This is a genomic window from Empedobacter falsenii, assembly GCF_013488205.1.
In the GTDB taxonomy this organism is placed as follows: Bacteria; Bacteroidota; Bacteroidia; order Flavobacteriales; family Weeksellaceae; genus Empedobacter; species Empedobacter falsenii_C.
Map to the genome: position 1 here is coordinate 1,604,017 of NZ_CP040908.1, position 13,409 is coordinate 1,617,425.

The 13,409-nt window shown below is 32.1% G+C and carries 8 protein-coding genes; 1 reads left to right on the forward strand and 7 read right to left on the reverse strand.

The window, feature by feature from the left end:
- Positions 1-65: 65 nt before the first annotated feature.
- Genes FH779_RS07485 through FH779_RS07515 form a run of 7 tightly spaced genes read right to left on the reverse strand, consistent with a single transcriptional unit; the run spans position 66 to position 11,172 of the window.
- Positions 66-3,260, reverse strand: coding sequence for a DEAD/DEAH box helicase family protein (locus tag FH779_RS07485; protein ID WP_180906599.1), 3,195 nt, complete (start codon positions 3,258-3,260; stop codon positions 66-68).
- A gap of 5 nt (positions 3,261-3,265) precedes the next feature.
- Positions 3,266-3,700: a hypothetical protein gene (locus FH779_RS07490; RefSeq protein WP_180906600.1), complete on the reverse strand. Its 435-nt coding sequence runs from the start codon at positions 3,698-3,700 to the stop codon at positions 3,266-3,268.
- Positions 3,701-3,705: 5 nt separating this feature from the next.
- Positions 3,706-4,146 (reverse strand): helix-turn-helix transcriptional regulator, encoded by a 441-nt coding sequence (locus FH779_RS07495; RefSeq protein WP_180906601.1) that lies wholly within the window; start codon positions 4,144-4,146, stop codon positions 3,706-3,708.
- A 1-nt stretch (position 4,147) separates the two neighbouring features.
- Positions 4,148-4,675 carry a hypothetical protein gene (locus FH779_RS07500; RefSeq protein WP_180906602.1) on the reverse strand — a complete coding sequence of 176 codons (528 nt, stop codon included), beginning with the start codon at positions 4,673-4,675 and terminating at the stop codon, positions 4,148-4,150.
- Between the two features lie 36 nt (positions 4,676-4,711).
- Entirely contained in the window at positions 4,712-7,762 is a 3,051-nt protein-coding gene (locus FH779_RS07505; RefSeq protein WP_180906603.1) for a site-specific DNA-methyltransferase, read from the reverse strand.
- Positions 7,763-7,777: 15 nt separating this feature from the next.
- Positions 7,778-8,320: a transposase gene (locus FH779_RS07510; RefSeq protein WP_180906604.1), complete on the reverse strand. Its 543-nt coding sequence runs from the start codon at positions 8,318-8,320 to the stop codon at positions 7,778-7,780.
- Positions 8,321-8,334: 14 nt separating this feature from the next.
- Positions 8,335-11,172 carry an SNF2-related protein gene (locus FH779_RS07515; RefSeq protein WP_180906605.1) on the reverse strand — a complete coding sequence of 946 codons (2,838 nt, stop codon included), beginning with the start codon at positions 11,170-11,172 and terminating at the stop codon, positions 8,335-8,337.
- Between the two features lie 757 nt (positions 11,173-11,929).
- Between FH779_RS07515 and FH779_RS07520 the strand changes: the two genes are divergently transcribed.
- Positions 11,930-13,276: an IS5 family transposase gene (locus tag FH779_RS07520; protein ID WP_180904470.1), complete on the forward strand. Its 1,347-nt coding sequence runs from the start codon at positions 11,930-11,932 to the stop codon at positions 13,274-13,276.
- Positions 13,277-13,409 lie beyond the last annotated feature (133 nt).

Genomic DNA, 13,409 nt, shown 5'->3' on the forward strand with positions numbered 1-13,409 from the left:
CAGTTAGATGAAGTATTGATTAATTCAAATTTATAACTCATAAATTTAAATTATCTTATAATAATCTAATTTCTCAATATCATATTAATATAATTATTAGCGTCATCATATTGAAAGTAAACATGATTCTTATGAAAAACTTCTTTTGGTATTTGATTACCCCAGCCAACATCAAAATGGCTTGTATTTGAAACTATATAAGAATCTAATTCTATTCCTGCATCTTCTACTTGTGGTTGAATCTTATCTTTTAAGACTTTAAAAAATTGAATCTTCGGATCATTAATACCTTTAGAATTTCGTATACCTTTAGGATCGATGAACTTGATAACTTGTTTTTCACCTTCTACAATCCACAAAATAAAATCAGGATAGAAATTGTTTCCATCTGTGAAGAAACCTAATCCTTTTTTACTTTGATTTCTTAATACGTGAATTTCTTTGCCTTCTAAATGATTAGGATTAGTTCCTATGTATGAGATTAAATCGTCTAAGAATTGTTTTTCAGAAGCATCTAAAGGAATTGGGCTTACTTGTAATTTTTCTTTATAGCCTTTACCTACATAAACTAAAGGTTTATATAAGTGTAATAAATTATCAAAAGCAGACACCTCAGTTCCTATTTGAATAGTATCAAAAGCAGGATCCATCACTTCCGATTTTAGTTTTTCAACTTTTGATTGATACTCTTCAATTTCTTCTTCCGTATTTAATCTAAAATCGTATTCTAAAACGAAATTATCACCCGCACCACTTAATTGAATCGCTTCTACGTGGTCTGAATTGAATTCATTCTTATAGAACAAATAAAACTGCTCTATGTATTTCTTTAGTAAGGTAATGGCTAATTCTTGCCAAATCTGTACATTACTAAATTGCTTAAATTCCAATTTATGCACTGGTATCAAAAGATTATACCAAGAAACTTCATTTAAGATGGCTTGTAGTTGATCTAATTCAATTTTAAGGTTATGATATCCTTTATCCGCTTTAAAATTCTGTATTGCCAAGTAAATAGCATTCCAATTTAAAAATGAAATATGCTTAGAGCTTAAAAAGCTACAGTTTTTGTTTACTGCATTTCCGAAACTTTTCTTCTCTAATACATCAATTTTTGGATACCAATCTAACTCTACTATTTTCCCATCAAAAATGGATGCATTGTACACTAACGGCACAAGAATCTTCTGTTTAAAGTTTTCAGAATCTTTAACAGCAATTAATTTTAATCTATTTTGTTGTACAATTTCTTTCTGAATCGTTGGTACTTTTATCGTTATCCAAGCTGAATCGTTCGTTGGTAAACCTTCTTCTTCTAAGAACTCTTTGAATTTCTCCATATAGTCGGCTTTTACACCGAAAATCTGAAGTGTTTCTAAATGTCTTAGGTATTTTTTCAGTGCTTTGATATTATCAGGCTTTTGATAATCATCCAAACCCGTTGAACGCTTTAATGAGAAGTTATACCCTTTTAAACGAACACCACGACCAAATAACTGAATAATTTGAGAACCTTCGCTTTTTCCTACGTTCATTAAACCCATTGACGATACACGCCAAGATGACCAACCTTCAGAGAACTTTTTAGAACCAATCAATAAATTGATGGATGAAGTATCTTCGTTAATCTTTTTGAATAAAGAATCAGAGAAATCACGTTCTGTACCCAACACATTATTAGCAACCGCTAATTCATATAATTTTTTCTCATCACCTACATTGATAACGCCAAAATAGTCGTTATCACCTACACGAAGCCCTAATTCACCATCAGCACCTTTCAGATTATCTACATACAGATTAGCACCAATTGTGGTGTTATTGAACACCAATTCATTGATTAAATTGAAGATGGTTGTTGCATCTAGATTTTGCTCTTGGATGTAGGTAAATGATGTTTCAAAAATAGAATACCCATTTTTGTCTACCAATCCTGCTTTATCAGTGATAACTGCATCAATATTCTGAATAGAAACCGTTGGATTCTTTAAGAATTCGGTTAGGAAATAAATAATTTCCAAGACATCCGAAACGTCTTTACCACCTTCTTTACGAACTGCATTAACTTTTCCACCTACAAAAATCCATAAAGGCTTATGCAATAAAAAATCCCTCAAAGAAGTTTTCTGCTCCTTAAAAATTAATTGTTGTTGGAAAAAGGAAACTAAATTCGCTGTTAAATATAATTGCTGATAAGCGGTATTATCTTCTTTTAAATTTAAAATACGATAATCTTTACCATACCCATCTTCATAAAAATATTTGTACGAATAATCGAATAAAATACTTTTAGCGTATTCTTGTGTAAATTCTGTTTTTTTTGCTCCTGAAGCAGCATTAATTGCTTGTCCAAATGTTGCTGAGTATTCAAAAGCAAAACCTGTTAAACTCAATTGATCTCTGAATCGTTTCCACGAATCACCAGACATTCCTCCGTGACCTTCATCAATCAAAACTAAGTTGTTGGTTTCAAAACTTTCTACTGCAACTGTTTTATCACCACTGTTTTCTGCTAATTTCGTAATCTCTAAGATTTCTACTTGCTTACCTGAAAACATTCCTGAATCGTTCTTAGAGAAGTTATTCGCTCTAATATCAGAAAGCTTAAATTCCGCTAAATGTTGCTTGGTTAATCCTTCATTTGGCGTAATTAACAATACTTTGTTTTGGTGGCCTCGGTTGTATTGGTTGGCATAATGCAAATATTGCTTGATGTTGATGTGCATCAACAAAGTTTTACCCGAACCAGTCGCATTCCAAAATGCTAATTTATTTAGGTTTTCTAAAGTAAAAGGCTGTGCAATAAAAATATCTTTGCTTTTTTTCTTCCCTGCATTGGCTTGGGCTTGTTTCAGGTTGAATTCTTTGACAAATTCATTGACATCTGCCAATAATTTGACTTTATTACTGAAATACTTATCCAAGTAGACTTCTGTGAACAATAAAGAAAGATATTGGAAATACTTCCAAGTGATTAATTCCTCTCGTTTTTCAGAAATCCTTTTGGTGTAACGAACAATATTTTCGTCATAAGTTTGCAACATCGTAGCGGTCATCTGTTCTGAATTGTACATATGCGCCATTAAGGCTTGCAAATATTTTGTATTACCTTCTTCGGTATAGCCTTCGTTAGAAGAAAGCTTTAATTCTGTAAAGATTTCAACGCCTTTTTTTCCGATGATTTTTTTGCCAATGCTATCAATTCCGAAAAGCGATAGCATATACTTATTGAGTACAAGCTTGTCGTGAAAGTTTGCCATATTGGTTATAGTTTAATATGGATATCTTCAGTAAACATTTTATCTATGTCTACTAACCCAATGATAAACTTATTAAATTCTGTATTCTTTGTATTTGCAAATAAAACACCACGAGCGGTGCCCGTCGTTATCACTGCTAAATGTTTTGCAAAACCACAAGGTAAAATAATAGCCTCAGCTTGAACTAATTTTTCTTTAAATGCGTTTGGCTCAATTTCAAAATAACAGGTTATTTCTAATTTTGTTAATGGTTGGTTTTGTTTGTGCAATACAAACTCCATTGCCACTGCAATGATATTATTTTCTGCATCACAACCGAATCCAAAACCAATTTGTTGCTGGATACGTTCTTCAATGGCTAATGTATCTTCAAAAACAGAAAATTGATTTTCTTCTACCTTAACAATTTTAAATGGTATAGGTAATTGTTTTTTATTCATATCAATTAAGCTGTTAAGGATTCATACTTATGCTCATAAACCCTATCATCGCTCATTGTAATTGCAGGCTTTAATGATTTGATTGTGTTTAAAACTGTATAATCTTCTGAAAAAGAAACTTTCACACCTTCTCTTTTATTTGTTGAAGATTTTGTAACCACATCAATTAAATCTACACCTAAAACTTCCCCAAGTAATACCAAAGTTTCTAAAGTAAAGTTTTCGTTTCCTTTCACCCATTTGTTTACTTGCTGAGGAGAAACATCCATTTTTTCAGCTAAGTCTTTCTGCTTCCATTTTAACTCGTCTAATCGTGCTAAAATGGTTAGAGCTATTCTTTTAGAAAGTCTTGTGTATTTTCTACGCTCAGAGCGAGCTTTTGTTCTTTCAATTGTCTTTGTTTCAGTGTTTGAAACTAAAGTCAAAAATTTTTCTTTGTTGGTCATTTTAATTTTCATTTAAAAATTCAAAAAATGAATCGTCGTCAAAAATTCCATTCTCATTAAGAAAGGCTTTTACGTTTTCTAACTTTTGCAATTCGAATCTTGTGTGTGGTCGATCATCCATTAAATGGTGCAATGGTAATTTTATTGCTCCACCTGTTATTACAAAAGTATCATCGTCTATTCTAATAGCGTAAATTCTAAGGTAATCTTCTCGACCTTTTTGTAAAGACAAAACTTTTAGTTGATACTCTTGGTTGTATAATGGCTTGAAAAATTGTGATAAAGTTTTGTCTGATGTTTCTGTAATTTCTAATAACGTATCCTCGATAGCATAAGCATCCTCTATAATATCTTCTGCAATATCCTTTATATTTTTTCCTTTCGGAATATCAGCTACATTCTCCTTTAAAAAATCATAAATATATGTAGTATCGTCCCACAAATCCATCAAACGATCGTATTCATTATACGTCTCGTTTTGATAGTGAAGTGCGAACAATCTGTTTGCAAATATATTAACTATTTTCATAAAATCAACTTATAGGTTTATTTTATTATGTAAATTTTACAATTCCGAAACATTAAACATTTGCTTAAAGAAGGTTTCTTCTATCAATTTTACTTTGAAGGTATCTTCACCTGTACGCATATTATCGAAATGATGATCGCCGTTGATGTAAATTTGGTCAAACTCTGAAGAACGAACGCTATCGTAGATTTTACGGAAACGTTGTGCAGTTTCTTCATTGCTGGTGGTTTCCAGATTTCGCCAAATGACCAAAGTTTTGATGCCCTCTCTGGTTTTACCCTCTACAAACTTGATATCGCCTACTCGTTGTACACGTTCTACATACAAGCCAATGAGATAATTGAAGGTTTCTACCAAATCTACTTTTGTAGGCACTAATTCGTTATTCTCGGTCACCTTTAATTGGTAATTGAACGGATTACGGAACATTTGTACATTGAACAGATGATCTTGTGTTTCTACATCCAACATATAATTTAAGAGGTACTCTTCTTGTGCTTGCTCCTCAAAGTTTAATAAAGCGGCATTGGTTTTATTGGGTAACTGCAAATTGTTTAAGGCATCTTCATACGATTCTAACACTTGGTATTTAAACATCTGCGAAATACCTATTTTATCTTGCGGTTTCCCATTTTTCCAGTTATCGGAATAGATGACTTTTTGAATACGTGGCTTGGTTACGGTATTAAAATAGGTACCCATTTCTACCAAGATGTATTTTCGATTTCCTTGGTCCGCACGGTTTAATTTTATCGTAGCGTGACCCGTTGTTGCCGTACCTGCGAAATAATCAATTATTGTATCATTTGAATCTAATACCATTTTAAATGTATCTAATAATACATTTTCATCTTTAGGATACCCAAAATTAGATTGATTTAAAATGTGTCTTACACGCTTAGTTGCTCCTCGACCATCTTGATATATTACACTATATGGAGCTTGAAATTCTCTATCTATTAAATACGTTTTTAAACAAGGTACAGAGTTTTCATCTTCATTAAAGTGGACCATTCCTTTATCAATCCAATCTTTTAATGTTATTTCATTTGTAATCCAACCTCGTGATGGGATTTTAACATATTTTTTAGTTATAGGATGTAAAATATCATATTTAGGACCACCACCTCCAGGCCAAGATATATCTGAAGGGAAATAAATTCCATTTTTATCTACTACAGAATAATGTTTATGAGCTTTAGATGGATGTGACTCAGGTAAAGATTTAAACCATTTTTTTAGCTCTAAAGTGATTGTTTGATAATCTTCTTTAAATAATTTTACTAATCTATTATATTCCTTATAGATATCATCTAGTCCCTTTTTCTTTTGTTTCCATTCAATCTTATTTTGCTTTAAATATTCTTTATTCAAAACAAATACTTTCATATATTCATGAGAGACTGAAATATATTTTGAATCATTTTTTCTTCCTGCAGACCAAACAAAGTCTCCTAAATAATTTTCTTTACCGTATTCATTACAAAGTAAGTTATGCAAGTTATGATGTTCGATTTCATCTATTGAACAAAATAAAGAACTGTCAATTTTTTGCAATGGTTTTGTATATGATAATCTGTCATAAAGCATTGAACACCATGACGAATCTCTAAATGAGTCCTTATAGCAGAATCCATCTCCATCAGTATTATATGGCGGGTCAATATATACAGTTTTAATCTTCTCCTTATACTTCTCCTGCATCACATTCAATGCTTGTAAATTCTCGGAATTGATTAATAGACCGTTGGTTTCTTCGTCTAAATTGTCGAATTCTGCTAATAATTTATCTTTGAATTCTTCGGAGAAGTGTTTGGTGTCCAATACCAAATAGGGTTCCTCTTTCAATGCTTCTGGACCCTTCGACGGGCTCAGGGTGACATCGAATAATTCTTTCCATTCGTCTAATTGTGCTTGGTTGGCTACAATTTCAGGATAGTATTTTGCTGGAATACGGTCTAAGGTAATGCAGTAATTGGTACTGATGACAAATTTTTTCTTCAGCCATAATTTCTTTTGGAAATCTTCTATCTGTGCTAAGAAGGTAATAATCTTAGTCGCAACGGTCTTCAACGCTTTTATCTTGGATAACTGCGCTGTAAAAAAAGCAGGATTTTCGGTATTGATGTCGTCGATGTATAAGACTTCGTTTTTGATGTAAAAATCTAACTCACGACGTAAAAATCCACCTAAATCTTTATGAATGAAATAATCGAAACTGTTACGCGAGATGAAAGAATTCAAATGATGATATATAATTTCACAAACAACATCCTTTTTATCTTCTTTTCTCGTCTTTGTTTTTCCATTGATATCTTTGTAGGGAGAAAAAATATCAAGGAATTCGTTTGGCGTGTTATTTTGTAAAGATTTAAAAATTTGTTTAGTTAAATCTTCTTGTTTTACCGTTTTCTTATGCTGTTCATACGTAAAGTTGATGTATAATTGTCCATCAATCACTTCCACAGGTTGTTCCTCATAAATCGCAAAACGACGTTCTTGATCGCCTTGTGCTTTATTGTTGTTTTGTTCAGTAGACGCTTCCTTTAATTGGAAATGAACCGATTTCCCATCTTTTAATTTAAAGCTGTAATTCTTTAGATATTCTGATGTTTTGATATAATACTGGTCGTGATTTGCCCAATGCAGTTTTACTTCCTCACCTTCATAAGGAATGGCATACACATCTTTCTTGTAACGACGTAACGAAATAAAATCACCGTCTTTGTAATAACGCTTAAAGAAATTTGCCAAATGCGAGAATACTTCTTGCTCTAAATCATTGGTATCAATCGCATTTTCTAATTGCGCTTTCAAAGCTATATATTTAGGAGCCGATTCACGAGCAACACCCGCATCATCCAAAGATTTACCCAATTGATCTATTTCTGCTTGAATACTTACAGCATCTTTTGACTGTGTTTGAGCTAATATATCTTTGATATCTTTTGGTAATTTGCGATCGATAAAATCCATTACCTGATCGCGTTTTTGTTTCATAATGCGGTAGATTCCAAAATCTAAATCCGCCTTATCCATCTCAAATATTTCTTTTAAAACCTTTTGTAAATTTTCGTAATTGTTCATGTTTACAATTATTTTTTATGCTAATTCATCGGTATCCAAATTTTCAGGATTTGTGATGATGTATTTTTTGATACGTTGATAATCTATTTCTGTTCTGATAATGACATCGTGATAACGAGATTGCCAACCTGACGGTAACCCTAAACGGTTACAATGTTTGGTTACCGCTGATTTATACGAACCAATAATGGTTGATAGATTTGGTGGTGGTGGTGGTGGTTGTAGGGACAGGGCATGCCCTGTCCCTACAACAATATCATTTCGCCCTGTCCCTACCATATTATCCGTTTCCATCGTTGGTTTTATGATAATAATTCCGTGTACGTGATTGGGCATTATCACGTATTCGTCTAATTCTACATTGCGAAAATGATTTTTAATTTCATACCACAATATATTGGCTATAATACCTGAATGCGAATGGTGCATTTTACCGTTTATTATTTCACCCAAAATCGGCGATCTGTCTTTGGTACAAATCGTCACAAAATATGCTGCAGGATTTGTATAATCCCACCATTTTGCTCTTGGCGACTTTCTATTTTTTAACGGACACAAACTATTGCTTCGATTTATATTAATTCAAAAGAAACGGTGAAAACTTCTTCTTCTGTTATAGTTCTGTTTAATTTACTCTTCGCTTCAGCAATCATTTGGTCGCGTTCTTCGTTGATTTCATCCTCACGATCAAACATTTCTCTTTTCAGGCGTGATACTTTTTTCTTCGCCTTTGCTAATTGTTCTTGCATGGCTAAAGCTTCCGCACCAGATAATCCTTCTTGCATAGCAGCTCTATCAATTTCTTTTTCCTCTTTCTTAGCTTCTTTTAATTCGGATTCTAATTCAAAAATCTTATCATCTGCCCAATTATGGAATTTTTTAAATTCACGTTGCATTAAAGCTGCATCGGTATCTTCTAAATATTTTAACCTTTCTTGTTTAATGATAGCATGGTGTTTATCGATTGTATCTAAATCGCCTTTAAAAGAATCATTGATTGTAGAATTAAGCCCTAAAATAAAGCGGCAAATATCGTCATTTAGGACTTCGTTTTCATCCGTTATTCCAGAAAAAAGTAAAACCGAATGCGATTCAATTTCAGATGAAACCTCTAAATTGCTCACTCTTAATACGCCTGACTTCGCTTTTAGCTTACTAATATCTGTATGTTTAACATTAATGTTACTCCAATTAAATGACAAATGAGCCAAAGGCGTTTTTTCTTTTTTACCCTGACTAATTATTTTTTGTGCTATCGAACCATTGATCAGAAAACGCTTGGCATCTTCACGCTTTTTATTTAATGTATATTTTTCACCATTTTCTAAAATGAAGGTAAAATCATCAAAAATAAATTGTGCTTTGTTTTTAAGATAGAATTGTGTTAATTCCCACAACCATTTTTCGAATTTTTCAATAAATACTTTTGTTTCTGAATACGTAGTACGAAGTTTTTCGATTACGCTTGCTTCGAAATGATTGAATAATTTAGATTGTACTTCTTTTACTTTTTGATTAATTTGATCTTCAAATTCATTTTGTAATTGATTAAAATATGCTTCTATTTCTTCTTTCGTACGACACTTTTTGTATACTTCTATAATTCTTTTTTCAAAATCAACTCCATTCTCAATTGTTCCTAACACCTCATCAGAAGAACCAAAAACACCTTCGAACAAACGGAATTTATTTTCCAATAATTCGTACACACGTGTTTCTACCGCATTCGCTGCATTAAGAAAATTTACAACCACCACATCATATTCTTGACCATAACGATGACAACGACCAATACGCTGTTCTACACGTTGTGGATTCCAAGGTAAATCGTAATTAACGATCATACTACAGAACTGTAAATTGATACCCTCTGCTGCTGCCTCTGTCGCAATCATAATATCGTATTGATCACTTTTAAAAGCATCTACTAAGGCTTGTCTTATATCAACTGCCTTAGATCCAGTTACTTTTCCTGCATTTTTATCATCTGCAATCCAATCTCGATAAATTTGATTAGATATAGGATCCGAATTATTACCGTTAAAGATTAAAATTCTTCCTGCATATTTTTCTTTAGATAAACGCTCTAATAAGTATTGTTGTGTTCTAGTTGATTCTGTAAATATTAATGCTTTTTGTTTTGCACCTAATTCTTTTAATTTTGCAAAACCTTGATCTAAAGCAATTAATAATTTCTCTCCCTTTTCATTATGTTGTATGCTATTGGCAAGTATTAAAAATTCTTCTAATTGCTTAATTTCTTCTTCAATTGCAATTTTATCATCTAAAGTAATTTCATTAAAGTCACCTTCATCAATAATTTCACCTTCATCAAATTCATCATCTAAATTCTCGTATTCTTCTAAGAACATTTCATATAAGTCATCTTCAACCACTTTAGAAGATTCCAATAGCATTCTTAACCTTTTTAATAAAGATTCTAACGTTCTACTTATTGCAAATGAAGATGAACCCAGTAATTTAAATATTACGGATTGCATTAAATGTTTTTGAGCAGGCGGAAAAGCGTAAGTTCTTTCTTGTCTTAGATATTCTAAAACTTTATCGTATAACTCCTGTTCTTCTTTTGATGGAGTAAACTGTTGAGTAATCGGAATACGTTCTCTGTAATTGATAAATTCTTTAACATCTCTACGTAACGTACGATGAACAATTGAATTTAATCTTTCTTTTAAACCTTCAATATCTCTATTGCCAGATTCTAAGATATAATTGCGCCTAAAACTTTTAATATCACCAAATATTTCAGGATCAATAAAAGAAACTAAACCATATAATTCATCTAATTTATTTTGAAGAGGAGTAGCTGTAAGTAAAACTTTTTTATAATCACGAATTGCATTTTGAATAGTCTGTGCCGTTACATTTCCGTATTTGTAAGCATTTCTTAAATAATGTGCCTCGTCTAATACAACCAAATCCCAAGAAGTCAATTGTATTTCTTCCGCACGTTTACGAGCAAATTGATAACTACAAATTTTTATGGTATGGCCATTATCAAATGGATTTTTGATTCCAGCTTTAGCTTTTTTATTGTAAGAAATATTATCTAAAACTTCAGCTTTTAAGTAAAATTTATCTTCTAATTCGTTTACCCACTGCTTACGTAGAGAGGAAGGACAAATAATTAATATTTTCTTTTTTCCTTCTGCCCATTTTTGGCTTAATAAAATCCCTGCTTCAATGGTTTTACCTAAACCAACTTCGTCAGCAAGAATAGCTCCTTTAGAATATGGTGATTTAAAAGCAAATAAAGCGGCTTCCACCTGGTGGGGATTCAATTCTACCTTGGCATCCATCAATGTAGCTCCGAACTTCTCTGGACTATCTGAAGTTGATTTTTTAGATAATTCGTAGGCGTAATATTTAGCTTGGTATTGGTTGATCATATTTAATTGATATACAATTTAAGGAAATATTAGATTTTTTATGTTTATATATTTAATTACATTTAAATGTGATGATTATATAATTTATCATTGAATTTTTTTTAAAAATATTTGTAAATATACAAAATGTTAAACTGCAAATAAAGTCATAATAACGGATAATTATTTACGGTAAACCATATTTGTTATTGTTTTTTAAATATAATGAAGTATAGCGACAAAATAAGACGCTATGATAATAAACAACGAATAAAAAGGTAGAATAGGATAGAAGCTTTTGAAAAGAAAAAGTATATTTATAAAAACTTAAATTTATGTGTCAAGTTTATGCTGATGTCACGTTTTGTACGTGTTCTGATTTTGATTCAGATACTATTGAAAAACTGAATCATCATTGGATTTTATCGTTGCAATGAATTTTTAGAAGTTGATTTATTAGTTTAAAAATTATACTTTTCTTCTCCAGGAATAATTTTGATTTTATTTCCGATTGAAGTTTTCCAATAATGAGTTGATGAATAAAAATCTGAAAAAGCATATGTTAACTCATCTTTTTTTACTTTTTCAAGTACATTTTTAAACCATTCAACATATTGATTATTTTCGCTTTTAGCATTTTTTAGAAATTCTTTTTCTTCTGAAATAAATAGTCTCTCCTTAAACTACTTATAATTTACTGATTATTAGTATTTTGGGTTTAAAAAGTTTGTTTTTTATTGCAAGAATTTGTATCTTAGAGCTTTAAAACCTTGCAAATATGTTGGGGAAAAATCCAGAAAAGAAGCCAGAATTATTCCGCCCAATGTTGGTGGATTTTATTGACCACGAGCATGAACTTGTTCTACTTTCAGAAAAAATAGATTGGAATTATTTTGAGAAAGAATTTTCGTCCTTGTATTCCAAAGTGGGCAATCCGAGCCATCCGATTCGGTTTATGGTGGGTTGTTTGCTACTGAAACATTTGTATAATTTGGGCGATGAGACGTTGGAAAAAGCCTGGATCATGAATCCTTATATGCAGCATTTTTGTGGCAGGGTTTTCTTTGAACACGAATTTCCTTGTGACCCGAGTAATTTTGTTCATTTCCGAAAAAGAATTGGCGAAAAAGGCATCGAAAAAATCTTTGCCTACAGCGTAAGAATGCACGATGCCAAGACGAACACCTCAAATTTTGTTTTGTCCGATACTACCGTTCAGGAGAATAATACCTCTTTTCCTACCGATGCAAAATTGTGCAAAAAAGTGATCGATTATTGCAACAAAATAGCCGGAAATGAAGGCATAAAACAAAGACAACGCTACACAAAAGTCAGCAAACAAATGGTGCGCAACACCTACAACGGAAAACATCCCAAGCGGGCAAAAGCGGCAAGGAAATCTCAAAGACAGCTCAAAACCATCGCCATGAGACTGATTCGTGAATTGCAACGGAATTTTAATGCAGAACAGCAAGAATTTTATAAAGATTTAATGACATTGTACACCAAGGTTGTCACACAAAAAAGAAACGATGCCGATAAAATTTACAGCATTCACAAGCCTTTTACCCGATGTATTGCCAAAGGAAAAGCGCATAGCCAGTATGAATTTGGGAATAAGGTAGGTTTGATAACCACCGCCAACAAAGGCAAGAAAATCATTCTCGGGATTAAAGCATTTTTGCAAACTCCTTACGATGGTCACACCATAGAACCACTTTTGGAACAGATGGAAACCGGTGGTCAAAAGCTCCCAAAAGAACTCGTTTACGATAGAGGTGGCAGAGGAAAATCAGAAATAAAGGGCGTGAAAATCTCCATCCCAAGCACTCCAAGAAAAAAAGACACTGCTTATCAAAAGCAGACAAAGCGCAAAAAATTTAGAACCAGAGCGGCAATAGAACCTATCATCGGACATTTAAAAACCGATTTTAGGCTGGCAAAAAATTACTTCATGGGAGAAACGGGACCACAAATCAATGCATTACTAGCTGCAACCGCTTGGAACATGAAGAAAATGATGGAACTACTGAAACAGAAAATTATTATCTTATTTTATAAGATACAAATTATGCTGTTTTCTAATCCTGTTTTTAAAAATAAATTAAATAGTGGGTTTTGTTAAGGAACGACTAAATAATCTCGTTAATTCATCAAGATCTATTTCTTTAAGATTAACATCATAAAATTCATGAATCCAATTTGTTATATTAAGATTGTTTCTTTTTCCATTCACATCAACTAGAAATATACATCTC